We start from the raw sequence: 26116 nt of genomic DNA, 5'->3' as shown, positions 1-26116 counted from the left end.
GATTGCTATGAATGTCATCAAAAGGTGGGTGTTTACCTGAGAGGGCTAGGGCTATATCGAGTATTGGATCAATCTAATCACTGCCTGATAACGCGTATCATATTTTTGACTTAGGCTGCGGGCTTACAGCGAGTGATCAGTCCTCCTGTCCCTCTGTCCAAATCTCCCCACTTTCCAGTTCATGCAACTGCTTTTTACTTCGATCTGAATCATCGCTAGCAGGCAACGTCATGCTCACTAGCAGTGGCCATTGCGGGTAAAACCTATAGTTGGGCGTAGACACACGAGTCCCCGCTGCATAGTTAACCCCACCCAACTTCGTTTCTTGAGCCAAGTCAGCATGCGATAGATAAAGCAGCGCTTTATTATCATCGACGGAAAAATAAGCACGCTCCAAAGGCAAACCCCACGCATTAACCTGCAAACCATCCTCTTCAACGCGTACCATCCAACGATCTTGGTCTCGCTCTCCGTTGACGTAAAGGGTCCCTTCGGGTCTAGATTGCACCAACGTACCTACAGGTAGATCCAGCACAAAATCCGGCGCTGTACTCCTATTAGAAGCAGCAGCCAACGGGCTCCAACCGGAGATCTGGTTTCCTTCGGCTAAAAAGCAGCTTACAAACCTAAAGCCGCTCTCAGACATATGGTCTTGTTCCATTTCCAGCAGTTTGCTGCCATCGCACTGCCAGCCTTCTAGCTCAGTGTCGTGTGCCAGATGCAGTCTCCAACTGGAGTCCTGTAGGTCAGGGCGGGGGCGCTCGAAAGACAACACAGGGGCATTGCCTACCAGCACAGGCTCTGGAAAACGGGCCCAAGAGACGCTATCCGGGTCGCCCCAAACCTCTAGTTCTAATTCTGTTCCTGTGGGCATGTCTATGCCAGCATAGCGGCCTGGCTCTTTTAAAACATGTTGTCGACTACGGATTTCTTCTTGATAGCTTTTTTTGTATTGATAGAGATCCCATTGAAACGAACCGTAGTAGCCAGCCAGTGCTATCAAGAGTACTAAAAACAGTATTCGTGGCCATGGTCTGTTTTTAAAGTTAGCGCGGCGTTTTGGTTGTATGACGAGCAAAACAGCCCAGATCAGCACTACAGCCACCGCCAGCTGGCCTAGCGTCAGAAGCAGTAAGAGAAAGACAGGAAATGGGGTGAAAGGAATCATAAGAGATCAACACAACATAATGACGCGTAATAAAAGACCGTCGAAAACACGCACGCCAGTCTGTTTCTTTTGCTGAGCTACTGTGAGCAGCAGAGGGGCTTACAACAGGGTTTTATTAAGATAGTGCCTAGTATAGTCACAAACGGCTATCTGCCTAGTTAGTCTGCGGCAGGGGTTTCTACAACATGGTGTTTGATCACAAAAAGAGACAGACATACCAGACTGATTTGAGGTTGGGCTAGCTACCGGTATTCTCCATGTTGGTGGGTGATCAACAAGCTCAAGATACCAATCTACGACGATCAGAGGGCAATGTTTCATTTCTCTATATACAAATGAGAATTATTGTTATTATTACGAGTTGCCGCAATTTGGTCTTTTTGTATTTGCCATGTCTCGCTCATCTATGCCCAAGAAAAATTGGCTCGCTCACTACAGCGAGCTGGTGGGCTCATGGGCTCGCAAATGGAATAACCGGCAGGATGCCGAAGATGCGCTGCAAGATGTGGCATTGAAAATGTTGGAGCAGGACACGGCGGTGTTGCGGGATTATGAGCCGTATTATTTTCAGCGTGCCGCTTCAAATCGTGCCATTAGCATTTATCGTGCCGAACAGGTGCGACAAACACAGTCGCTGGATGCCTTACCTGAGGAAAGCCATCCGATGGAACCAAGTTCCCATGAGTTGTATGAGGCCGATGAAACCGCCCGTATTATGTTGGCCGCGTTGAACGACCTCCCACAAGCATGTCAGATTGCCTTTCAACTGCGCCAAGTAGAGGGCTTATCAAACGCTGAAATAGCCGATAAGATGGGCGTTTCTCGCAATATGGTCGAACGTTATATGATGCGAACGTTGCGCCATTTACAAGTTCAGTTACAGAAAAATGCTCACTAGTTGTTCAGGAGTGCAGTGTCGCCAAGCGTCTTGTCTTATGAGAGGGCATGTTTTTTTCGTGCCTTGGTTCTGGAGGACGGGCGATCATGACTGACCGTATAGATCCTGCGACGGTGACTGATCCGTGCGATCTGGCGGCCTACTGGTACGAGCGTATGAGCTCAGACGATGTGACCGAAGCAGACCGTGCAGCGTTTGAGCAGTGGTATCAGGCTGATCCCAAAAACGAAGAGCGCTACCAGCAGGTCCAGCATATCTGGAGCATGGCGGCTGCTCTGCCAAAAAGTGAAGTGAAAAAGCTAGGTGCACTACTTAAGCAGGATGTGGTTCATAAGCCATCACGACGTGCATTTTGGGGTTATGGGTTAGGAATGGTTTGTGCCGCAGCAGTCACGTTTGCCATTGTTGATCCTCTGCAATGGCGTGCTACCCCTGACTATCAAGCGCAATTTGCGACAGCACATGGTGAGCGTACTGAGGTTACTTTGCCAGATGGTTCCACGCTGTTACTGAATACGGATACTACAGTTTCGGTACAGCTTTACGCTAATCAGCGTACGGTTCGCCTAGGGCAGGGCGAAGTGTTTTTCCATGTGGATGGTAAGCAAGGTACGCCATTTATCGTTGAGTTAGAAAACGGCAATGTACGCGTAACGGGTACGCAATTTAATGTGCGCCGTAGTGAACAGGCGTTTGCAGTGGACGTGTTGCAGGGCTCGGTAGAAGTCAGTGCTGGCCCGTGGTGGAGTCGGCAAACAGCGATGCTGCGATCAAACGATATTGCACGTGTCTCGCCATCTGGTGAGTTGACGTCGGGCAAAGGTGCCGATGTTGAAAGCGCTGTGGCCTGGCGTGAGGGCAAGGTGGTCTTTAGAGGGACACCATTGGCCAAGGCCATTCAGGAGCTGAATCGTTACAGTGACCAACGTATGCTGGTGCGTGATGCCCGGATTGGTGAGTTGCGTGTGTCGGGCGTGTTTAACATCGACGATCCAGAGTCTTTTCTGGCAGCGCTGCCACAATTTGCACCCGTTACCGTGCAGCGACGGCCTGACGGTAGTGCGGTGGATATCCTAGCGCGCTAGCTGCTTCTATCCTTACTGCTTCAAGCTATAGGGTACTTCCTTTTTCTACTCCTTCTTGTTGTCGTTAGGCGAGGCAGACTCGTGCCTTTAGGGTTGGGCTCGTCTTTTTGTTATTGCAAATAGTTACAATTTATATTTAGAAATCCATTCAGGAGCTGAGGTGGCCAAAGCGCTTTACTCATGAAAATGCCGCTTCGTTGGCGAGCACTTTATGTATTCATGCAATCTACCTTTGGCCAAAGGGTTAGACGCTTTTTAGCAGTCTTTTTTCTTGAAGGATGAACCGACCATGGACAACCGTCCATTTCACTCTGCTAGCAGACGGCTGGCTTCCCGTTCTGCATTGTGTCTTAACCTGACAGCCATGGCCGTAATGGGCACTTTTTCTTTGAGTATGCCCATGAGTGTGCATGCACAAGGGGAGGTCGTACAAATTAATCTTCCCGCGCAGCCGCTGGAGGATTCGCTGATTCAGCTAGGGCGACAAACTGATCTGCAGTTTTTCTATATGCAGCAAGTGGTGGCAGGTATACAGGCTCCACCCGTACAGGGGGTGATGACGCCAGAGCAGGCGCTACAGCGTTTGCTGCAAGGGGTGCCAGTGCAATATAAACGAGAAGGCAAAAATGTCATCTTGTCGCCGTTAGCAGAAGCCGCTCAATTAGCACCAGTGTCTGTGATTGGAAATCGAGGGGCGGAGACTGACGGTAGCGGCTCGTATGCGACGGATGCCGTCACGATGTTTAGAGGCGTGACTTCTCTGCGCGAGATCCCTCAGTCGGTGTCCGTGATGACTCGCCAGCAGATTGAAGACAGAGGGTGGACCACCTCGGCTGATGCTCTTAGGCAAGTCACAGGGGTGACGCTGTCGGGCTATGAAGGCCAAGAAGCGGCCAGCATTCGTGGCTTTGCGGCTAACGTTCAAGCGGATGGTGTGCCTATACAGACTAGTTACACTGGCGCGCCGGGCAATAGCACAATCGCACAGTATGATCGCCTAGAAGTGTTGCGTGGGCCTTCAGCTTTATTGTCAGGTAGTGGAGAACCTGGTGGTACCGTCAATTACGTACGTAAACGACCGCTGAAAGAGTTTGCTTTTTCAGGTGCAGTCCGCGCTGGTTCGTGGCGAAATAAGGGTGTTGAGCTGGATGTGAGCGGTCCGTTGACGGAAGATGGGCGCTTACGAGCACGTGGCGTGCTGTCTCATGATGACCGACACACTTTCTATAACACGTGGTACGACCGTTATACCTTGCTCTATGGGGCAGTTGAGTATGACCTGACGCCTAATACGACGCTGGGTATTACAGGGACGTATGGTTATCAAAAAAACATCGTGAATTGGGGGTTACCTCGCTACACGAATGGCGAACTACCCGGTCGCAATTCTTTCGTAGGGTCAGACAAGCCGTCGACCAGAGAGAGTCCAGAGTTATCAGCCGATTTGACCCACCGTTTTGATAATGGTTGGGAAGCCAAATTAATCTATAACTACGGCAGAGTGAATGTCGAGCAGTACTCTTTTTACAATGCACAAATTGATAAGCTCACAGGCTTATCAACGGGAGGGCGCTTAGGTTATCTAGACGAATCCCGTATTTTTCAAGGTGGGGATCTGAGCGCAACGGGTCCGTTTAACTTGTTTGGACAGCGGCACGAGTTGACCCTTGGGTACAACATTTCTCAGCGTGACTATAGATCAGGCCAAGCCTATACCACGCCTGCTCCGCATTATGTGCTTGATGAGCACAGTGATTACGAGTTTGGTACGCCTACTAGCCGTAGCCAAACCATCACCAAGCAGTCGGGTTTGTATGTGGCAACTCGTTTTAGTCTTACGGATGATTTAAGACTGATACTGGGTAGTCGCTGGACGGACTACTCCAGCAAAAGTAGAACCACGTGGCCTACCCAGACTAGCTGGAAAGCCAGTAATGCCAAAGCCAGTAATGAGTTCACCCCTTATGGTGGTTTGGTGTGGGACTTCCATCCCGATATGACGTGGTACGCCAGTTATGCGGATAGCTTTGTACCCCAAACGAATTTTGACTATTCGGGCAACATACTGGACCCTCGCGTGGGCTGGCAGGCTGAGACAGGTCTGAAAGGCGAGTTTATGGATGGCAAGCTGAACGCCACCATAGCGTTTTTCTATCTGGAGGATAAGAACCGCGCGATGGTTGACGATGACCATATAGGGTGCGGTGGTACGAGCACAGGTACTTGCTATCTCAGTACAGGTAAGGTGAGAAGCCAGGGTGTGGAGCTAGAAGTCATGGGCAGCCCCACTCCGGGTTGGGATATTAGTGCTAGCTATACATGGAATAGGTCGAAAATTCTCAAAGACTCTAATCCTGCTAGGGTTGGTACGCCACTGAACACTGGGGTGCCTGTGCATATGGTCAAGCTGTGGACCCAATATCGTTTCAACAACAAAGTGCTGGACGGTGCGCTGCAAGGATGGACCGTGGGTGCAGGCCTGAATCTGCAAAGTGATACCTATAACGGCATCTATACCCAAGGGGGTTACGCCACTGTAGCCGCCAAAGTAGGGTATCAGATCAATTCACACTGGAATGTGGATCTGCTGGTCAATAACGTGTTCAACCGTACCTATTTACGTCAAGTGGGGTCAGCAGGTTTCAGCAACTTCTATGGCGCGCCTCGTAATGCCATGTTGAATCTGCGTTGGAAGTATTAAGCACCACGATGTTGCTCCAAATGGCCCGTGAGGGCTGCGTAGTGTGGCAGCAGTAACTCTGCTGCCACACTACAGGTGTCTTCTTTTTTCATGATTGTTCAGATCAGAGCTACGTTTAATAAAAGGTTTATATGTCTAAGAAATTTACGCTGTTAACGCGTGGTATGCGTTACCTCCCTGTGGCGCTTTTCCCGTTGTTTGTTCTAGGCTGCACATCGCAACCGTCAGACAGCCAGAATGCGTCGCCTTCGGTTGTGTCTGCGCCGGTGTCAGGGCCTATCTTGCGACAAGATATTGCAAAGGGGATTTACGAGTTGGTGTATAGCCCCGTGTCTAATGCTGTTTTTGTGGCGAGCAGCGCTGAGTTTGTCAGTAACGGTGGGGGTTCAATTTATCAGCTTGACCCCAACACACTGGCTGTACAGAGACAAATCGACTTGCCACTAAAACCCTTTGCGCTGGCACTGGACACACGCAGCAATACGCTTTACGCCGGTCATACGTTGGATGGTGCGGTGACAGCTATCAATGCCACTACGGGTGAGGTGAAGGGAACCCTGCGTCATGGCGTGAACAATGCTAAAGGCAAGGCCGTACATACACGTCAGATCGTGGTGGACGAAGCCGCCAATGAAATCATCGTGAGTGGTGTGACCGATGGTGGTTTTATCTGGGTGATAGACGGCAAGAACTTTTCAACCAGCCGCATTCTTCACGGTATGGATGCGCCGACGGCAGGTTTGACCTTGGATGCGGCGAATCATAAGTTGCTGGTCAGTGGTACCGCCGCGTATGCCGTGTTTGACACACAGAGTTGGGAGCAAGTGGGCGAAAACCGTATTCCTGAAAAACTGCTGCCTACCGATGGCAAACGTCGCTTTCTGGTCAACACCGCCTTGGATAGCAAGGGTGAGCGACTGTTTGCTAACCAGTTGAATAATGGCGAAGGCACGTTGGTGTTTGATATGAAAACGGGGGCTATCTTGCACACCATTCCTACAGGGGAAACACCGGTAGGGATTCGCTATAACCCCATTCGTGATGAAGTGTATGTGGCAAGCCGAGAAAGCGGCACGTTAAGTGTGATTGATGCGACAAGCTACGCCATCAAACACAATATCGCGCTGCCTGTGTACCCCAATAGCATCGCTGTGGCGCCTGATGGTCAACGACTGTATGTCAGTGTGAAGCAGCCAGAAGGTCTGGAGCAGGTAGTTCGTGTAGATCTAAACGCGCTGTGACCGTAGTGGGGCAGTAACCCTTCTACGCAATAGTGATGAGGTAGCCAACAGGGCGGCAGTGTTACTGTCGCCCGTTTAGTGGGTGCTGCGTATTTCTGTTAGACCGACTGCGCGGCAAGCGGGCGATGGTCTGCGTTAGCACCTGCCTGAGCTTTACACGATATTTGATGGAGCATGATGTAAATGGGTATACCTTCTCGTCGCATGGCGCGTCGCCTGCTGACGGCGCTTGCCCTGGGCTTGTTGTTGCTGTTGTTCTGGCGAACGTTGTGGCGCACCGAGCTGACTATTGAAACCGAGCCGGTACGTCGTGGCAGCTTAGAGTTATCTGTCACGGCTTTAGGGACAATACAGCCACACCGTTACGTGGATGTGGGCGCGCAAGTGTCTGGCCAGATTAAGCATATTGCTGTGGAAGTGGGTGATATCGTCTCCAAAGGCGATTTATTGTTAGAAATTGATCCTACTGTGCAGATGGCGACGGTCAACGCCAACCGCGCCACATTGGAAAGCCTGCGTGCCCAGTTAGCAGAGCAGGAGGCTGAGCTAGAGTTGGCTACCTTTAAATCGGCTCGTCAACAGCGGTTGCAGCGGCAAGAGGCCACCAGCATTGAGTTGCTACAAGAAGCGCAAGCCCATGTACGTATCACCCAAGCGCGTGTGGCCAGCTTAACAGCGCAGCTTGCGGGTGCGCAGTCCACGCTAGAAGGTAATGAGGCGTTGTTGGGTTATACCCGTATTTATGCCCCCATGGACGGCACAATCATTACGCTAGAAGCACGCGAAGGCCAGACGCTCAATGCTACGTATCAAACCCCCAATCTATTGCGCTTGGCAGACTTAACCAGCATGACCGTCTGGACAGAGGCCTCAGAGGCCGATGTGGGCAGGTTGAAGCCTACTATGCCTGTGTATTTCATGACACTAGGTTTGCTGGATGCACAGGGAGAGCCTCGCCGTTGGGAAAGTGAACTGCGTCAGGTGCTGCCTGCGCCGCCTGTAAAAAGTGGGGAAAACGCAGCGGAGGGGGCGTCTGCCAGTAAGGCAGTGAGCTATACCGCCTTGTTTGATGTGGACAATGCCGACGGCAGTTTGATGCCGCAGATGAGTGCTCGTGTGTTTTTCGTTGAAGCCAGTGCGCAGAATGTAGTGCTTGCCCCTTTAGCGGCGCTACGGCCTACCGCAGATCACGGTGTGTTTACTACCCAAGTGTGGACGGGGGGCGATAACCTGCAAACCCGCTTGGTCAACATTGGTATGAAAGACCGCTTGTATGCTGAGATTGTTTCCGGCTTGGAAGAGGGTGATGAGCTGGTGATGCGTATCACCGAGGAGAGCGGCGCTAAGAGGTTGCGATGGTGAGTGATACAGAAGCTAGGGTTGCACTCATAGCACTGACTGACATTCGCAAGCAGTATGGTGGCAAAGAGGGCTCACCAGCGGTGGAGGTTTTACACGGGATTTCGTTGACCATACAGGCCGGAGAGTTCGTAGCGATTGTAGGGGCATCGGGTTCAGGCAAATCCACCCTCATGAATATTTTGGGCTGCTTGGATAAACCCACCTCAGGTAGCTACCGTTTTCTGGGCCGTGATGTGTCGCAGATGTCGGCTGATGAGCTGGCTGGACTGCGGCGTGAGGCCTTTGGTTTTGTGTTCCAAGGTTATCACCTGATTCCTACGTTGGATGTACTGCACAATGTACAGATGCCTGCTGTGTATGCCGGCATGCCAGCGCAAGCACGAGAAGAACGAGCGACGGGGCTACTGACCTTACTGGGGTTGGGCGATAAAACCGCCTATAGACCCCAACAGCTTTCGGGCGGACAGCAGCAACGTGTATCGATTGCGCGGGCCTTGATGAATGGTGGTCAGGTCATACTGGCCGATGAACCCACGGGGGCTTTAGACAGCCGTAGCGGTGCGCAAGTCATGGTGTTGCTCAATGAGTTGGCCGCTGCGGGCCATACCGTAATCCTGATCACTCACGATGACAAGGTGGCAGCGCAGGCGCATCGTATTGTGCGTATTAGCGATGGTGAGATTGTTGAGGATGCCGTACAGCCAACGAGCCAAGAGCAACCCAGTTTGGCCACAGCGGGAACTACGATGCCTACTACTGCGAGTGTGGCTGCTGGCGGTTCTTTATCTTGTGTGCCATTTGGCAGTATAGGAACAGAAGCATCTGCACTGTCTGCATCGTGGCTGCAAGATATAGGTACTACCTTATCTAGCGCATGGCGAGCCCTTTGGGTGAGTCGTTTTCGTACCTTCTTGACGTTGTTGAGCTTCATTATCGGCGTGGCCTCGGTGATCGTGTTGGTTGCTGTGGGGCAAGGCAATAACGAGAAACTACTGCAGCAGATTGCTCTCTGGGGAACACACCGTATGTACGTAGGCCCCGATGTGGATGCGACAACGGGCTTGCGCGGGGAGTTTTACGAACGGGATGCGAATGTATTGGAGCAGGTCGCTAACGTACGCATTGCGATGCCTTATCTAGCCGAGTCGGCGTTGCTGCGAGCGGGCGGGGAAACCTTTGCTACAGACGTGTGGAGCGTCACCGCCGATGCCCCCGTGGTATTGAATTGGGACGTTCAGTATGGGGTGTTCTTTACACCCGAGGACGATGATGCTCTTGCACCAGTGGTGGTATTGGGCAAAGTGGCGAGAGAGCGATTGTTTCCCGATGTGCTTCCGCAAGATGTCATCGGTCAGTACCTTTTGCTGAATAACACGCCGTTGCGGGTGATTGGCGAGCTAGCCGAAAAGGGCTTGGTCAGTGGTAGCAGTCATGACGACGATTTGGTGCTGGTGCCGTATTCCACTGCCAGTCAGCGTATTTTTGGTAAGCCTCAGTTGAGCTATGTTTCTGTGGTGGTGGATGATTTAGATGCATTGGATCAGACGGTGAAAGACATAGAGCATGTGATGCGTCAGACCAGGCGGGCCGATGATTTTCGGGTGAGTAATAGTGCGGCAGTGGTTCAGGGCAAAAAAGAAGTTATGCGACAGCAAACGATGCTGCTTGCCTTGATCGCTGGTATATCGCTAGTAGTGGGTGGGCTTGGGGTGATGAATATCATGTTGATGTCGGTGAAAGAGCGCACGCGGGAAATTGGTATTCGTATGGCGACAGGCGGACGTCAGCGTGACATACGTCTGCAGTTTTTGAGCGAGGCAGTGGTGGTGTCTTGTACTGGCGGTGTGGCGGGCGTCGTCATTGGGCTGGCTATAGGTGCTTTATTAATGTTGTGGAACGTGCCGGTGATTTTTTCTGTGCGAGCTATGTTGGTGGCATTTTTCTGCGCGCTGGGAACAGGTGTGATCTTTGGCATCATGCCTGCACGTCAGGCGGCGAAGCTAGATCCCGTTGTGGCATTGGCGGGGGAATAACATGCAGGCCTTTTTTTTCTGGTATCCGCTTATCGCAGCTTCTGTCTTGGTGGTGGGGTGTGCCGTTCCTCCGGCGGCAGACCACACACTACCTGCGTTACCGGAACAATGGCATAGGGTGCCGACGCCTCAACATAGCGCGCCTATACGCCCATCGGTTTCCCAGCATTGGTGGGAGCAATTCGGTAGCCCAGAGTTATCGGCGGTGGTAGAACAAGCATTGGCAAATAATCAAGATATGGCGGCGTCTGCGGCACGGCTAGAACAGGCGTGGGCAATGGCGCGTATGGTGGGGGCGTCACGTTGGCCTACCGTATCTGCTAGCCTAGACGCCTCCCGTCAGGATCGTGTGGGCGGGCTGGCTGAAACGGTGGGAACAAATTTTGCACTGGGTTTGACGGCCAGCTACGAAGTGGATCTGTGGGGTGGTCTACAGGCCGAACGCGAGTCGGCGGTATTTAGCGCACTAGCCAGTGAGTTGGATGCTACGACGGTGGCGTTGACGGTGAGTGCCGAGACTGCAACGGCATGGGTAACGATGCAGAGTTTGCGGCAGCAGCTTGCGATTGCCGTGTCTGATTTGGATAGCGCGCAGCGTGTGTCCGCGTTGGTACGTGCACGTGTACAGGAGGGGGTAGAGTCGCCACTGGCGTTGGCACAACAAGAAACGCTGGTGGCGAATCAGCGCGTGAGCATCGCGTTGCTACGCCAGCAGGCAGCGCAGGCAGAGGCGCTGCTGGCGCTGTGGTTGGGAACAAGCACGAAGCCTGATTCCACTGCTATAGATCTGATGGCGATGAGCGTACCAACTCTGGAAGTAGGAGTGCCGTCCGAGCTGTTAGTGCAACGTCCTGACATCAAAGCAGCCGAAGCACGATTATTGGCAGCAGATGGCAATGTGGCTGTCGCGCGTGCGGCGATGCTGCCTAGCTTGAGGCTCTCGGCGAAAGTGGGCGGTGTGGATGACGAGCTATCACATGTGCTTGCTAATCCAGTTTATTCGGTGGCGGGTGGTTTGCTTGCACCTATTTTTAACGCTGGGCGTTTGGCAGCGGGACACGACCTTGCTCAGGCGCAACGTCAGCAAGTGCTGGCGCAGTATAGGCAAGCCATTCTTCATGGGTTTGCCGATGTGCAGATGTCGTTGGATGCTGTTGCGGGTACTCAGCAGCAATGGGATGCGCAAAACGATGTGTTGAGTCAGGCGAACCGTGCTTTTTCTTTGGCTCAAGCACGCTACAAAGAGGGCGCGGAAACCGTGCTTACATTGCTAGATGCGCAGCGTTCCCTGTATGCAGCACAAGATGCTATGGCACGGCGTCAGGCTGAGCGCTTATTGGCGGTAGTGAGCCTTTATCGTGCGTTAGGAGGAGGTTGGCAGCCTGAGCCGTCTCACAGGGCGGCTCAGGAAGAAAAGGTTCAGGTACTAGGCAATACGTAATTTGATATATGAAATTTCATTTAAATGGTTTCATATATCAATATGGACTCCCTATGGTTGATTTTTATCTGACGACTTTCAATATAAGTTCAGGTGCCATTTGCATTCTAACGCTATCTAGTGATGGCATGATTTTGTTTGGATGACTTGAAGCGTCCATGTATTCAGGTTTGTATAGAATTTCTATTAATTCTTCATACACCAATTTATTGATTTCATCACTTACATTATCTAGACCTCCGCGACTTTCAGCATTGACGAAATTTCGCTTTATATCCATTTTTGATCGGCCGTAGTGGTATCTGGAGGCTCTAAAACTCGTGGATAAACTGGCGCGGTAAGCTTTTAACTCAATGTCATAGGCAGTGGAGTAAAGTAGATCGACGCGGGTGTATAAATCTTTAGATGTTTCATCAAATATAGATTGATAAGTTTCGACGTTTTGTTGGCAAGCCTGCGTGAATAATTTGTGTGTCTTCGCATCGGCTGACATGCCTGTTTCAATCATAATGGTATAAACATCCTGTTGAACATAAGAGCTGTCTTCAGGGGTGATTTCCCAATAGATTTCTTCTTTGTTTTTACCCTTGGTTTTAAGTTGGTAAGCTTTTGATATGGCATTGCCTATCTCAGAGCACGTTATTGGCTTACCGTACTGAGTGTAGTCAGCGGGTTCAAACGGTGAGCTTTGTGGTGTGCTAGAGATACCCAGCAGATCGGTAAAGTCAGTGGTAGCACACCCGGTTATGGCAATGGGGAGTATAAAAAGTAATATTTTTGGTTTAAGTTTTTTAAGCATTTTAAATAATCGAAAATTTTTAATGGGTTTTTATATTTAGTACATTCTATATGTGCAAGCTAAAACGGCCATTTTGCAGTCTGATTCTACGCCGCTACGAACTCTAGATCTGCGTCTATCATTTCTGGATTCGTTTAATCCTATCTCGTTAATTTTTGTTCTGCATTCACCTAAGGCATGAGCGGTTAGATCCCTCTCGTAGGATCCGTAGAATCTCAAACTGAAATTGTGCTTCTCTGAAAAAACGATTGCACCGCAAGCGTTATTAAAGGTGAGATATGTGCAGCTAGGACAATCCTTTTGTAGAACTTCTTTAGCTTGATGTTCTGTTGGATAGTCAGTGGCATAGGATGTTTGGCCTGTGTTCTGATCAAACCCTACGGCACCGTAACAATTTGGAGCCCAGCAGGTAGCATGGCTGGGTGTGGCTATAAGGAAAAATAACAAACTACCGAATACTATTTTTGTTAATAATGTTATTTTTCTTATTGATAGTTTGTTTTTTATATGCATGATTGATTGTTATTTTGAGTTTTTAGTTTAGTCTTAAATAAAATGGATGGTTCTGATGAAATGGGGGTAATCATACGATTGATGGGATCAACCGTCTAGCGCTCTCTGATATCTAAAGATAAAAGTAGTGATTAATCAGTAAGATCTGTAATTTTTGGTGTTGATGAATATTGGATCAAAATTTTTCTGTGAAAAATCGCTAGCAGGGGGAAGCGTAACGCTCATGCTGTTATGGATTTTTGTTAAACTATAGGGCATCTAGAGTACGTGACAGAGTCCAGGCCACTGCAACGGGCGCAGCAAGATTGCCTAGTAACACGATAGCGGGATCACCAGCGAGTAAATTGATGAGCAGCAACGAAAAAATCTATTCCGGCAAAACTAAAGACTTATACCTCTTGCCAAACAATAATGTTCTCCTTGTTTTCAAGGATGACGTAACCGGCGAGAACGGTGTGATTGACCCTGGTGCCAACACCGTGATTGGTCAGGTAGAAGGTAAGGGTCGTAAGTCTCTGGCTATGACTGATTACTTCTTTAAGCGTTTGCACGCTGCTGACATCGCCACACACTTGGTGGACCTTGATCTTGAAAAAGGCACCATGGAAGTGCGTCGTGCTGAGCCGTTGGGTAAAGATCTGAACGGTGCAGGTGGCCTAGAGTTTGTATGCCGTACTAGACCGTGGGGCAGCTTTATCCGTCGCTACAAACAGTACATTCGCAACACCGAGCAAAAACTAGACTACCTAGTAGAAATCACCGTTAAAGACGATGAGCGTGGCGATCCCCTCATCAACGATGACGCTATCGTAGCAATTGGTTTGGTAAGCACCGAGCACTTGGTTCAGGCTAAAGACATTACACGTCGTGTATGCCGTATTGTTGAAGCCGACTTGGCTAGCAAAGGCCTAACGCTGATCGATATGAAGATTGAGCTGGGTCTGGTAGATGGTGTTGTTGTTGTGATTGACGAAATTTCTGCCGATGCCATGCGCGTGATGGATGCCGCAGGCAATGTGCTAGAACACAGCATGGTGCACGAGAAGTTGGTTGGTTAATGTAGGTTAATGAGTCTAGGCCTGAGTTCGGTAGTGCATCGAGCTCAGGCCATTTTTATGTGCGTTTGAAGATCAAGCGCTGCTAGAAGCATAGAGCAACATTGCGTCTTACACCTTCAAGATGGGTAGCGTTTGCAGGTGCTTGTCGATGGCAATCATGATCTCTTGATCCATGGGAAGATGATGCTTCTCAGTGGCCCAGCGTTGCATGAATAGCGCAACGGTTTCCTTGGCTGTGTCCATGATCAGTTGGCGTGGTAAAGCCGCTTTAGCGGCCAAATGCTCTAGCTCATCGGCGTTATAGTCCGAGAAGGCCTTGCTACGACTGAATTTCAAGGCGGAATTATCGTCTGGGATATAGGCGATGGTAGACACAAAATCGTAGGCTGGCGATAGCTCGGCGTGGCGTTGGTCTCTATAGATTAATGACCAGTTTTTGAGGTGCATATCTCCGTTGCCAATGAGCACATTAAAGGTGGCTCTGCGTATAAATTCGGCAATGTCGTCGTCACCCGACTCGGCTGCAATCACTTGGGCTAGATTGCGATAGCTGGCTTTTTCGTATTTTGCCTGTGGGTACACGCCAAACACCTGCGCAAAGTCTTCAATGTGCAGTTTGTGGCCGTCGTCGGTTCGGTCAAAGCGTTCAATGATGAAAGCCTTGTTGCCTACTTGGCTGACTCCTTCGGGCAAATTGTGAATAGCGGATAGATCAACTAGCTCTATCGCTGGCACATCGATACCTATCATCTTGGCCAGTGCCATCATGGAGAATTCGTTCTCCGGCACATGCTTAAAATCCCGAGACGGCAGTTTGGCTATCCAGTGCCCGCCTATTCCTCGGGTGGGGATGGTAAGGCCGCCTTGCGCATTCATGACCGCAGAGAACTTGAGTTGTACCCCAGCCAATGAGAACCGCAGAGCATGTTTGCTGAGTGCTGATGCCGCTTCCTGATTGTCGTCAAACGCAGCGCTGAACTCAGGCCAGGGCTGATCATCTTCGGCTGTAATGGTAATAGCACCAGGCAGGTCACGGCCTAGAGCCCATAACAAGAAGAACTCTCGCTCTGGGTGTACGTGTGCCGTGTCGGCTAGATATTGTCGCAAATGCCCTTCTGGTAGCAGATTGGAAAAGAAGGGCATGAGCTTGTTGCGATACGGTTTGAAGTCGGTGAGTAATTGGCCCAACGTGTCTTTAACGCTTAGGCTCAAGGTAGCCCTGTTCGGGTCATTGATATAGGCATCATTGAAGGCAAATAGCGAACGCTCACCACCAACATGGGTAATCGTGCCGATGGCTGTGTTATGAAGCCTGACCGTCAGGGTGGAAATGTCTGCCATTAGTCGTCATCCTCATCCAGAGAGTAAGCCGGCTGAGCTTCGGCAAGCGTATGGTGTGTTGCTGAGGACTGGGCGAGACGATTGCGTAGTAACGTCATTTTCTGTGCAGCTGCAGTGATGGCTGCCCATTGCTCTGTATCGCGCCCTAGTGTTTGGGTGATTTGACGAATGTGCCGCAGGGCGCTGTTGTCCAGTGGTAGCGACTTGAGGGCAGAGTAGGCTTTGCGTATGGCATCCAGTTCAGGCCTAGCGGGTAGGGTGGTTTGTAAGGTGCGTAGTGTGTCTTGTAGGTTACGCATCTCTTCCGTTGTCGCTACGCGAGAGGCAGCGCCTTGGACAGCTTGTCGTGAGAGGGACTGTACCGCAGGCATGGCTTTGCGCGGTATCAGCGCGACTTCTAGGTCTAGCGCATTGGCAAGAGCAATTAAGCTGGAAAGCCGTAGGTCCACCTGATTGCTTTCAATTTTGGAGATATGTGACTGTGGGACGCCAGCCAACTTACTCAGCTCGCGTTGGCTTACGTTTTTAGCGATGCGGGCTTCCCGCAGACGGTCAGCGAAGTGGGCGAGGTTATAGTCCATAATTGATCTGTTCTTATATATCAGTACCTTAATTAAATATATCATAGAAGATCAAAACAATGGTTTGATTAGCTATTACATATATTTATCTTATTTTGATATGTAAAAATAGATCAGTAGGGCGTGAGGAAGCGGAGACCTGTACGCAGCGCCGTAGACGTAGCAGGCATACCGCCTACATTGTGCTGCAACATCAGTGCTTTTTTTTAGCTGTTTTCTATGGTCGTGTTAGCCGCCATACAAGTGGCAACCTGTTCGTCCAGATTATCTTCCTGTGCGACCAGCACGGGAATCCCTAGCTTTTTACTTAAGGGCGCTACAAAAAAGCCTATAGAAAAAGCGAGTAACGCGTTATTGACGACGACTACACAGCCTGCACAGGTTTTACGAAAATTGCGGTGATTCTCTTTTACCCATTGTCCGAATTCTTCTTGAGCTTTGGCCTGTTCCTTATCGGCACCAGGCAACTCACGCGTGAGTAGTACAAAACGTTGGCCTTTAGCGAGTAAGGCCTCCAGTTCTTGTTGCCAGTTAGCGGGGGCAATGTTTGAGAACCAGACGCGAGGAAATTCTTGGGTGCTAATGTGCATAAGAGGGCCAGAGTTTAGGTAATGTGCGGTTAGAGTGAGATGGGCAGTTTTGTACCATTAATCAATGGGTTTAGGCTAGTTAGAAGCAGTGGTGGAGGGCCCACGCGCTAATTCTATAAACGCCCGTACATAATCAATGGAGGTATCCGTCTCTCGTGCGCCTAAGTAAATATGCTTGGCAATGCCTTTAGCCCCTAAGCGCACCGGTACTATAGCGAGTTTTTCTGCATACTCTTCCACCAGCCAGCGCGGCAGGGCGGCAACACCACGCCCACTTGCCACCATCTGCAGCATGATGTCGGTGGTTTCGATGGTTTTATGACGCTTAGGGGTGACGCCAGCGGGTAGCAAAAAGTGGTTATAAATATCTAGGCGATCAACATCTACGGGATAGGTGATTAGCACCTCTTTGGTGATGTGGTGCGGCTTGACATAGGTCTCGTTGGCGAGTGCGTGCCCTTTGGCAACCACCAGTACTTGTTCGTAATCGAACACTGGCTCAAAGGTCAAACCGGGTTTGTAGATAGGGTCGGGGGTGACAAGTAGGTCTACCTCATAACCATAGAGCGCACCGATGCCACTAAATTGGAATTTCTGTTTTACGTCCACATCCACATCGGGCCACGCACTGAGGTACGGTGCCACGATCTTGAGTAGCCATTGGTAGCAAGGGTGGCATTCCATACCTATACGCAAAGACCCCCGTTCGCCTTGTGCAAACTGCTGCAAGCGTTCTTCAGCGAGATCTAACTGTGGTAGCACACGATTAGCGACAGCGAGTAGGTATTGCCCGGCTTGTGTGAGTTGTAGGCTGCGCCCCTCGCGTCGCCAAATCTCGGTCCCCAATTGTTGCTCTAGCTTGCGCATGCTGTGGCTCAGCGCTGATTGGGTCACATGCAGTACGCCTGCGGCGGCGGTTAAGGAACCTTGTTGTTCTACCTGCTGCACAATGGCTAAATGGATGCGTTCTAACATGCTATGAAAAATACTCATGGATTGTTGAGATAAAGCCATTTTACTTCATTGGTTGGCTTTCCTACAATGCATGTCTCTCCTTGTTCTTGCCTGTGAAGTCAGAGCATGTCGCCGTTGCAGCGTTACGCGCAGGGTATAGACAAATAAGGAGTCGTTTTCGCAGAAAACTTTGGCGTAGTCGCCTAGTGTTTTCTGGCTGTACATCACGAAATGAGTACACCTACACGTTCAATGAGAGTAATCACATTAACTCAATCGCCGGATAAGCATAAAACCCAATTAGGGTTTGGCTAATAAATTTAGGGTTTAAGAAGAAAATGAGTAAAGAGTTTGCCTTTAGTATCAAGACGCTCAGATTTGATGAGAACTACCATCCTTCTGAAAATACGCGCATCACCACCAACTTCGCAAACTTGGCCAGAGGCGAGAGCAGAAAACAGAATTTGCTCAACACACTGACAATGATGAATAACCGTTTCAATAGCTTAGCGGAGTGGGATAACCCAACTGGTGACCGTTACTCCATTGAGTTGGATATTGTTTCGGTTGATCTGGATGTTGAAGGCAACGGTTCTGCTTTCCCTGTCATCGAAATACTGAAAACCAATGTGGTTGATCACAAAACGAATCAACGCATTGAAGGGATCGTGGGGAACAACTTCTCGTCTTACGTACGTGACTATGACTTCAGCGTCGTGTTGCTAGAGCACAATAAAAACAAAAATGGTTTTAGCATGCCTGAGGGCTTTGGCGATTTGCACGGGAAACTGTTCCAGTACTTCGTGAACTCCAATACCTATAAAGAAAACTTCAGCAAACCTCCGGTTATTTGCTTAAGCGTATCCAGTAGCAAGACTTACTACCGCACTGAAAACACACATCCTATACTGGGTGTGGAGTACAGGCAGGATGAGTTTTCTTCTACCGATCAGTACTTTGAGAAAATGGGCTTGCGAGTTAGGTACTTTATGCCTAAAAATAGTGCAGCACCGTTTGCCTTTTACTTCAGTGGCGATTTGCTGAACGATTACACAAATCTTGAGCTTATTAGTACTATCAGTACGATGGAAACCTTCCAGCGAATTTACCGCCCTGAAATTTACAATGCGAACTCTGTAGCAGGAAAGGTTTACCAGCCGCGCTTGACGAATCAGGACCACTCCTTCACGCAAATTGTCTACGATAGGGAAGAGCGTAGCCAATTGGCAGTAGAGCAAGGTAAGTTCACTGAAGAAAAGTTCATCAAGCCTTATAAAGCCATTCTTGAACAATGGGCGACGAATTACGCTCTTTGATTAACGACAAAAATTACGACACCTATTATGAAAAAACTGTTACCCACGTCTACCGCAGGCAGCCTGCCTAAACCGTCTTGGCTGGCTGAGCCAGAGAAACTGTGGTCCCCTTGGAAACTAGAGGGTGAAGGGCTGGTTGAAGGTAAACAAGATGCGCTGCGTTTGGCACTCAAAGAGCAAGAGCATGCGGGCATCGACATTATTAGTGATGGTGAGCAAACACGTCAGCACTTTGTGACCACCTTTATTGAGCACTTGGCTGGTGTGGATTTCGAGAAACGCGAAACCGTAAGAATCCGCGACCGTTACGATGCTAGCGTTCCTACCGTGGTAAGTGCGGTATCACGCACTAAACCTGTGTTTGTGGAAGATGCTAAGTTTTTGCGTCAGTTGACCAAGCAGCCTATCAAATGGGCGTTGCCTGGTCCTATGACCATGATCGACACGCTTTACGATAACCACTACAAAAGCCGTGAAAAACTGGCATGGGAATTTGCCAAGATTCTGAACCAAGAAGCTAAAGAGCTGGAAGCGGCTGGTGTAGATATCATCCAGTTTGATGAGCCTGCTTTTAACGTGTTCTTTGATGAAGTGAATGAATGGGGTATTGCCACTCTGGAACGCGCTATCGAAGGTCTGAAATGTGAAACAGCCGTACACATTTGTTATGGCTACGGCATTAAAGCCAACACGGATTGGAAGAAAACGCTGGGTTCCGAGTGGCGCCAGTACGAAGAGTCTTTCCCTAAACTGCAGCAATCTAAGATTGATATCGTGTCGCTGGAGTGCCAGAACTCGCACGTGCCAATGGATTTGATTGAACTGATTCGTGGCAAGAAAGTGATGGTAGGGGCGATTGATGTGGCCACTAACAACATTGAAACGCCAGAAGACGTTGCCAACACCTTGCGTAAAGCTCTGCAGTTTGTGGATGCTGAAAACCTGTACCCGTCTACCAACTGCGGTATGGCTCCACTGCCACGCAATGTAGCACGCGGCAAAATGCATGCGCTAAGCGCCGGTGCAGAGATTATTCGTAAAGAATTGGCGGGTAAGTAATCGTTGTAGAGAAGTCTGCGTAGTAACGTTTCCCCAACGACATGAGTGGGGGATGCTACGGTCTAAAGCCAGAATCCAGTATTGCCTGGGTTCTGGCTTTTTTGTGTTGGTGGCTCGTTGCTGAGCCTCTTGTGCAGAGGCATGGTATAAATTTTGTTCTACTAGTCATGTGGATGCAGTTATGACAACGAGCAACAAAAAAATCCTTATCTTGGCAGGGCCAAATGGAGCAGGGAAAACCACGTTTGCCCGTGCTTTTTTACCTGCGGAAGCGAAGGTTGTACGTTTTATTAATGCGGACTTAATCGCGGCGGGTTTATCACCTTTTGCGCCAGAGACGATGGCGATCAAAGCAGGGCGCTTGATGCTTGACGAGGTAAGGCAGGCGGTAGAACAAAACCAGAGCTTTGCTGTAGAAACTACGTTGTCAGGTCAGGGTTATATTCGCCATATCCCACAGTGGCGAGCGCAAGGCTATCGCGTCAGTTTGTATTTTTTAAGCTTGCCCCACGCAGATATGGCGGTAGAGCGCGTTGCGCAACGCGTGCGTCAAGGTGGTCATCATATTCCAGAAGCGGTAATACGCAGGCGCTTTGAGGCGGGTATGAAAAATCTAACGCAGCAATACCGTCATCATGTGGATGATTGGGTGCTTTATGATAATTCCGTCCATCCGCCTAGGCTGTTGGAGTGGGGGGAAGCAGGGCATATCAGTACGAGCAACCTAGTCGAGGCCAGCAACCCAGATTTATCAGCCTCTTTCATAGCGTTGCAGCGTGCGGCAGAGTCCGCTAAACAGATTGCTATACAAACCTCGACAGCAATAGTGATAGTGGAAAATGGCCAGCGAGTGACGGTGCCCGCTACACACTTGTTGCAGTGAAAACTGGACTAAAAAGGCCAAAATATCGGAATAAACACGACGCCTAGCACCCAGAACAGCAGGTTGAGTGGTAAGCCTACCTTAATGAAGTCCGTGAATTTATAACCACCCGCACCATACACCATGGTGTTGGTTTGATAGCCTACGGGCGTAGCAAAGCTGGTAGAGGCCGCAAAGGTGACCGCAATAAGGAAAGGGGTGGCGTCTACATCCAGCATGTGTGCGGTGGACATGCCGAGGGGGGTAAGCAGCACGGCCGCCGCCGCGTTACTCATGAACTCGGTGAGTAAGAGTGCCATTAAGTACACCACCGCCAACACGGTTAATGGCCCGTAAGATTGCACTAAGCCCACGGTATTTTCGACTAAAAATGCAGCTGCACCAGTTTCGCTCATGGCCATCCCTAACGGTAATAAACCCGCCATGAGGATGATAATGCGCCAGTCTATAGCGTCATACACCTCATCAGCTTGTAAGCAACCCGCCAGTGCCATGGCAACAGCACCCAGCAATGAGGTAATGCTAATGGGCACCCAGCCTAGGGCTGGCAGGGCAATAACTAACGCCATGGTCAGCAAGGCAAAGGGCGCACGCCAGCCCATTTTTTTCTCAGCTTCACGCTCAGACAAGACGATGAGGTTTTTGTCGGCGCGTAAGTCGGATTTTTCAGATTCAGGGATGAGTAGCAGTAGTATGTCACCCACCCGTAAACGTACGGTTTTCAGCTGCTCACGCAGCACTTGCCCGCGTCTATGAATGCCGAGTACGGTTACGTTTTTGTACCAACCAACGTGGCCTAAGGCGCTCAGTGTGCCGCCACTAATGCGGGAGCGTGGCGCAATCATCACCTCGGTGAGTACCTGCTCTACTTGTTCAAAGGATTTTTGTTCTAGTTTGAACTGAGGGTCCACTTCTAAGCCAGTTTGTTTACGTAGCTCGTCTAGCTGTGTCCAGTCACCTCGGGCGAGCAAGATGTCGTCTTGTTCCAGTTTTTGCTCACGAGGTCCCCACACTTTGCGGCCATCGCGTAGTAGCTCTAGTACAAACACACCGTATTCCTCACCCAGTTTGGCGTCGCCAACCGATTGTCCTATTAACGAGGAGTCAGGCATGACGCGTAATTCGGTGATGTATTTGCCCAGTTCGTACTCTTCAACAAGCTCACTGCCGCGCGTGTCGGGTAATAGCCAGCGTCCTATAGTTAGTAAGTACACACACCCTACGGCCATACAAATGACCCCTAAGGAGGTGAATTCAAACATGCTAAAGCCAGGGTGTCCCATGTCGCGGGCAATGGCGTTCACTAGCAGGTTGGTTGAGGTACCTACCAGCGTACATACCCCCGCCATTTGTGACACATACGAGAGTGGAATCAGGGCTTTAGAGGCCGACATGCCTATGCGCGCGGTAGCCGTCATCACAATGGGGATAAAGACGGCAACTACGGCGGTATTGTTTACGAAAGGGGCAATGACAGCCAGAACCAGAAAGAGAACAAGCAGAAACTGAAAGGGAGATTTGGCCTTACTTAACAAATCACCAATGCCAGAGAGCGCGCCACTGTTTTGCAGACCGGCTGCGAGTACGAACATGGCTGCGACGGTAATGGTGGCCGCATTGCTAAACCCTGCTACGGCCTGTTCAGGGGAGATTAATCCTAGAATGGCCAGAATGCCTAACACCAATAAGGCAATTGCATCTATTCTGAGCTTTTCCGTGGCAAACAAAATAATGGCTATGAAAGCTAAACCTAAAACTACCGCAATGTCTGCTGTCATGCTGTGTTGCTCCTGCGTTGTTATTGTTCGCTAAAGGCGTGTGGCCTGCCTTTTATAGTAGCGGTAAAAATAGCATCGTTCTTCAGGAGTAATATGCGGTAACTTTTAAGCGAAGGCCAGCGAAGTGCGTAGGGTAGCGCAATAAAAAAGGTGGCGTTACGCCACCTTTTATTTACCGAGCCTCAAGTTCTAGATCCAACATCAAGCTACTTAAGCTCTTTCCGTGCGCATCCAAAGCGGTAGACCGGGTTACACCGCCTCGTAGTACGCCTGAAATCACAAAGTTTAGTGCCTGCAGTTGTGGCAGTTCGTAGCGTGTGATGCGCCACTCTGCTGGCGGTACTTCGGGCATTAAGCCTTGTAAGTGTGTTTGCACACGTTCGGGGCTAAGTTGTTGGCATAGATAGCCGTAGTCGTCAGCCGAGTAGGCGATGATCGAAATGTTAGAGGTGTCGCCTTTGTCGCCCGTACGGGAGTGGGCGAGTTGGTGTAGTTTCATGCCACAGTCTCCATGTGTACGGCGTGAGGAATACGGTCGGATGGCCATAATAACGAGGCCACAGCGACCACTTGACGAGTAGACTTGCTCGCGCCTCCCCCGCCGGCTGGGCCATTGGTGTATAGGGCTTCGACTTCATTGCCCAATTGTTTGGCGTGGGCGGGGTTGGCACAGCGACCGGCAATGCGTAAGCGTAGCTCTTGTGGCTCTGTTGTGGCAGGTGGTTGCGCATTGCCGTAAAGTGAGTTCATACCGATAAGATCGGCGCGTAAGTCTTCTACCTCTAACCCCAGCATGGCGATGCGTTCTAGCACGATGTCTCTAGCGAGCGTGGCACGTGCCAAGGCATTAGGGCCGCCGTAGGAAATCTGGCCTTCACCTAAGTAGCCGTCTAAGTAGCCTACGCTTACTTTGAATAAGCCAGATTTTTCTTGGCCGCTCGCACCTTCAGCGTGGATGGCATCTACCGCTTGTTCGGTAAAGCGCACCTTGGAAAAATCGGCGATGACATCAGGGGTGAGGTAGCGACTGGGGTCGTGAATTTCGTATAGCAGTTGTTCGGTGCAGGTTTGCACGGTGATTTGACCGCCTGAGCCTTTGACTTTGGTGATGAGTACCTCACCGTCGGCAGAGACTTGGGCGATGGGGAAGCCCAGTCTTGCCAAGTTACTCACGTCTTTGACGCCAGGGTCTGCAAAGTAGCCACCACTTACTTGACCGGCGCATTCTAGTAAATGGCCTACCAAGGTGCCGGTACCCAGTTTCTCCCAGTCATTCCATGACCATTTAAATTCCGCGATTAACGGGGCAAGGAAAAGGGCGGGGTCGGCAACACGACCCGTCAGGATAATGTCAGCGCCAGCTTCTATGGCTTCTACCATGCCTGCTGCACCCAAGTATGCGTTGGCCGATACCAGCTTGTCACCTAGTTGTGCTGGGGTTTGGCCGTTATCCAGCAAGTCGTTGCTGCTGCGTATTTGCTCCAGTACATCGTCGCCTACAACGGCGGCAACGTGTAGGCCATGTAAGCCTAGTGTGGTCGCTATGTGGCTCACGTGTTTAGCGGCAGCAATGGGGTTTGCTGCCCCCATGTTGCTGATAATTCTAAAGCGTCGCTGCCCATCGGCATCAAACATTAACGGCAGCACACTTTGCATGCGATCGGTTAGCAAAGGGTCATAGCCTTTGTCTGGATGATGCAAGCGCTCTTGCTGTGCTAAGGCGATGGTACGTTCCGCCAAGCATTCAAAAATCAAATAATCAATCTGCCCATCGCGGGCCAATTCTACTGCTGGGTCGATACGGTCACCCGAGTAACCGGCACCAGAGCCCAAGCGTAGGAAAGAAGGGTGAGCGTTAGTCATGACAAATACTCTCGCACGTTAAAGGGGGAACAAACCCAAGGCCACGGCAACAAAGGTCATCAAAATAGAGGTAGCCATGAGGAAGGGAATGGTAAAGCGTTGATGCGCGCCCAATTCAATTTTGCACAAACCTACCAGTAAGAACGTGGCTGGTGTGAGGGGGCTGATAGGGAAGCCCACTGTCATTTGTCCCATTGCTGCAGCGTAGGCGACTTCTATTGCCGAGCCACCATGCGCTTGCACCACTTGACCCAGCACAGGCATGACACCGAAATAGAAAGAGTCAGGGTCAAACAGCAGACTTAAGGGGGTGGAGACCAAGCCTAACAAGAAAGGCAGGTGAGTAGCAGCGCTAGAGGGAATGTGGTCAGCAGCAAAGGTAGCCATAGCATTAAGCATGCCTGTGCCGTTCATGATGCCGGTAAATACACCGGCTGCAAACAGCACGCTAGCCATTAATAACGCGGCTTTGGCGTGCGCATCAATGCGTTCGCGCTGTTGTTTGGAGTTAGGGTAGTTAATCAACAAAGCAATGATGGTACCCAGCATAAAACACGCAACTGGTGCGAGCAGGCTAGAGATCATGGTGCCAATCACCACAATGATCAGTGCAATATTGATCCAAAATAAATGAGGACGACGTACATCATTTTCCGGGGCGATAGCTTTGCTGTCAGGGGTAGGGATCACTGTGGCATGGCCAGACGCCACGCTTTGGAAATCTACCGAAGCACCGGCCCGTTTACCCAACCACCATGCGCACAGCAGTACAAAGGCAAAGCCGGTTAACTGTACAGGAAGCAAAGGTAGGTACAAGTCCATCACAGGTACTTCCAGCGCGGCGGCAGCGCGCAATACGGGGCCACCCCACGGCAGCATATTTCCTACACCAGCAGCCATCGCGACCACGCATGCCAAGATGCGTCGGTCTATGTTTAAGCGTTCGTATAAAGGAAGTAGGGCAGGAATAGTCACCATAAAGGTGACGGCGCCCGAGCCATCCAAATGCACAATGGCGGCCAATACCGCAGTACCCATCACAATACGCACGGGGTTAGTGCCGACGACTTTCAGGATGCGGTTAATGATGGGGTCTAAGGTGCCAGCATCCGTCAGAATGCCAAAAAACAGAATAGCAAACACAAACATGCCTGCTACGGGGGCAATGTTTTTGACGCCATTGACCATGAAGCCGCCCACTTCCGGGGCGAAACCACCAATTAATGCGGCCACTACCGGGATAGCAATTAATGCCACCAAGGGGGAAAGGCGGTTACTCATAATACCGGCGAGCAGCACCAGTACAGTTAATAGCCCAAGTAAAGCGAGCATAGGATGTCTCTCCTGAAAATAATGGCCTGACTACCAGCAGGCTTCTTGATTAAGACCGCTTTCTGGCTCGCAAGGCGTTAAGCGGACGTATCCCAAGCATACGATTGGCGCTATTATTAG

21 protein-coding genes and 1 pseudogene are annotated in these 26116 nt (G+C 50.4%); 11 read left to right on the top strand and 11 right to left on the bottom strand.

The window, feature by feature from the left end; all coding sequences use genetic code 11:
- Positions 1-136 precede the first annotated feature (136 nt).
- Entirely contained in the window at positions 137-1168 is a 1032-nt protein-coding gene (locus tag ACLPHM_RS04855; RefSeq protein ID WP_430220134.1) for a hypothetical protein, read from the bottom strand.
- A 391-nt stretch (positions 1169-1559) separates the two neighbouring features.
- Between ACLPHM_RS04855 and ACLPHM_RS04850 the strand changes: the two genes are divergently transcribed.
- From ACLPHM_RS04850 to ACLPHM_RS04820, 7 genes are all read left to right on the top strand, one after another.
- Positions 1560-2066, top strand: a complete 507-nt coding sequence (locus ACLPHM_RS04850) for a sigma-70 family RNA polymerase sigma factor (protein WP_430220133.1) — start codon at positions 1560-1562, stop codon at positions 2064-2066.
- 86 nt (positions 2067-2152) lie between these two features.
- Positions 2153-3151, top strand: a complete 999-nt coding sequence (locus tag ACLPHM_RS04845) for a FecR family protein (protein WP_430220132.1) — start codon at positions 2153-2155, stop codon at positions 3149-3151.
- Positions 3152-3551: 400 nt separating this feature from the next.
- Positions 3552-5852 (top strand): TonB-dependent siderophore receptor, encoded by a 2301-nt coding sequence (locus ACLPHM_RS04840; RefSeq protein ID WP_430220131.1) that lies wholly within the window; start codon positions 3552-3554, stop codon positions 5850-5852.
- Between the two features lie 131 nt (positions 5853-5983).
- On the top strand, positions 5984-7093 hold the full coding sequence (locus ACLPHM_RS04835; RefSeq protein WP_430220130.1) for a YncE family protein: 1110 nt from the start codon (positions 5984-5986) through the stop codon (positions 7091-7093).
- Between the two features lie 183 nt (positions 7094-7276).
- Positions 7277-8455 (top strand): efflux RND transporter periplasmic adaptor subunit, encoded by a 1179-nt coding sequence (locus ACLPHM_RS04830; RefSeq protein ID WP_430220129.1) that lies wholly within the window; start codon positions 7277-7279, stop codon positions 8453-8455.
- Positions 8449-10488, top strand: a complete 2040-nt coding sequence (locus ACLPHM_RS04825) for an ABC transporter permease (RefSeq protein ID WP_430220128.1) — start codon at positions 8449-8451, stop codon at positions 10486-10488. The genes ACLPHM_RS04830 and ACLPHM_RS04825 overlap by 7 nt, the downstream gene beginning before the upstream one ends.
- A 1-nt stretch (position 10489) precedes the next feature.
- On the top strand, positions 10490-11929 hold the full coding sequence (locus ACLPHM_RS04820; RefSeq protein WP_430220127.1) for an efflux transporter outer membrane subunit: 1440 nt from the start codon (positions 10490-10492) through the stop codon (positions 11927-11929).
- 64 nt (positions 11930-11993) lie between these two features.
- On the opposite strand, the gene ACLPHM_RS04815 is transcribed toward ACLPHM_RS04820, so the two are convergent.
- On the bottom strand, positions 11994-12728 hold the full coding sequence (locus tag ACLPHM_RS04815) for a hypothetical protein (RefSeq protein ID WP_430220126.1): 735 nt from the start codon (positions 12726-12728) through the stop codon (positions 11994-11996).
- Positions 12729-12764: 36 nt separating this feature from the next.
- Positions 12765-13241: a DUF4189 domain-containing protein gene (locus tag ACLPHM_RS04810; protein ID WP_430220125.1), complete on the bottom strand. Its 477-nt coding sequence runs from the start codon at positions 13239-13241 to the stop codon at positions 12765-12767.
- 347 nt (positions 13242-13588) lie between these two features.
- On the opposite strand from ACLPHM_RS04810, the gene ACLPHM_RS04805 reads away from it, so the two are divergent.
- A complete protein-coding gene (locus ACLPHM_RS04805) occupies positions 13589-14299 on the top strand; it encodes a phosphoribosylaminoimidazolesuccinocarboxamide synthase (RefSeq protein ID WP_430220124.1) in 711 nt (236 codons plus the stop codon).
- A gap of 108 nt (positions 14300-14407) precedes the next feature.
- On the opposite strand, the gene ACLPHM_RS04800 is transcribed toward ACLPHM_RS04805, so the two are convergent.
- From ACLPHM_RS04800 to ACLPHM_RS04785, 4 genes are all read right to left on the bottom strand, one after another.
- The gene (locus ACLPHM_RS04800) at positions 14408-15640 is read right to left on the bottom strand and encodes a type II toxin-antitoxin system HipA family toxin (protein ID WP_430220123.1); all 1233 of its coding nucleotides are present in this window, start codon (positions 15638-15640) and stop codon (positions 14408-14410) included.
- On the bottom strand, positions 15640-16221 hold the full coding sequence (locus tag ACLPHM_RS04795) for a helix-turn-helix domain-containing protein (protein WP_430220122.1): 582 nt from the start codon (positions 16219-16221) through the stop codon (positions 15640-15642). Before ACLPHM_RS04795 ends, ACLPHM_RS04800 begins: the two co-directional genes overlap by 1 nt.
- 206 nt (positions 16222-16427) lie before the next feature.
- Complete coding sequence (locus tag ACLPHM_RS04790) at positions 16428-16811, bottom strand: hypothetical protein (protein ID WP_430220121.1); 384 nt, start codon at positions 16809-16811, stop codon at positions 16428-16430.
- A 75-nt stretch (positions 16812-16886) separates the two neighbouring features.
- The gene (locus tag ACLPHM_RS04785) at positions 16887-17786 is read right to left on the bottom strand and encodes a LysR family transcriptional regulator (protein ID WP_430220750.1); all 900 of its coding nucleotides are present in this window, start codon (positions 17784-17786) and stop codon (positions 16887-16889) included.
- 317 nt (positions 17787-18103) lie between these two features.
- Between ACLPHM_RS04785 and ACLPHM_RS04780 the strand changes: the two genes are divergently transcribed.
- From ACLPHM_RS04780 to ACLPHM_RS04770, 3 genes and pseudogenes are all read left to right on the top strand, one after another.
- Positions 18104-19081: a DUF1852 domain-containing protein gene (locus ACLPHM_RS04780; RefSeq protein ID WP_430220120.1), complete on the top strand. Its 978-nt coding sequence runs from the start codon at positions 18104-18106 to the stop codon at positions 19079-19081.
- Positions 19082-19108: 27 nt separating this feature from the next.
- Entirely contained in the window at positions 19109-20140 is a 1032-nt protein-coding gene (locus tag ACLPHM_RS04775; RefSeq protein WP_430220119.1) for a methionine synthase, read from the top strand.
- A 181-nt stretch (positions 20141-20321) separates the two neighbouring features.
- Positions 20322-20840 (top strand): annotated as a pseudogene (locus ACLPHM_RS04770) (zeta toxin family protein); the annotation flags it as partial.
- A gap of 191 nt (positions 20841-21031) precedes the next feature.
- Here the strand turns inward: ACLPHM_RS04770 and ACLPHM_RS04765 are convergent.
- From ACLPHM_RS04765 to ACLPHM_RS04750, 4 genes are all read right to left on the bottom strand, one after another.
- The gene (locus ACLPHM_RS04765) at positions 21032-22801 is read right to left on the bottom strand and encodes an SLC13 family permease (RefSeq protein ID WP_430220118.1); all 1770 of its coding nucleotides are present in this window, start codon (positions 22799-22801) and stop codon (positions 21032-21034) included.
- A 172-nt stretch (positions 22802-22973) separates the two neighbouring features.
- Positions 22974-23300 carry an AtuA-related protein gene (locus tag ACLPHM_RS04760; protein ID WP_430220117.1) on the bottom strand — a complete coding sequence of 109 codons (327 nt, stop codon included), beginning with the start codon at positions 23298-23300 and terminating at the stop codon, positions 22974-22976.
- The gene (locus ACLPHM_RS04755) at positions 23297-24664 is read right to left on the bottom strand and encodes an acyclic terpene utilization AtuA family protein (RefSeq protein WP_430220116.1); all 1368 of its coding nucleotides are present in this window, start codon (positions 24662-24664) and stop codon (positions 23297-23299) included. Before ACLPHM_RS04755 ends, ACLPHM_RS04760 begins: the two co-directional genes overlap by 4 nt.
- Positions 24665-24682: 18 nt before the next feature.
- Positions 24683-25996: a CitMHS family transporter gene (locus tag ACLPHM_RS04750; RefSeq protein ID WP_430220115.1), complete on the bottom strand. Its 1314-nt coding sequence runs from the start codon at positions 25994-25996 to the stop codon at positions 24683-24685.
- Positions 25997-26116: the final 120 nt, after the last annotated feature.

The organism is Paenalcaligenes sp. Me131 (assembly GCF_050487225.1).
Lineage (GTDB): Bacteria > Pseudomonadota > Gammaproteobacteria > Burkholderiales > Burkholderiaceae_B > Paenalcaligenes.
This window is presented reverse-complemented; position numbering and strand designations above follow the sequence as displayed.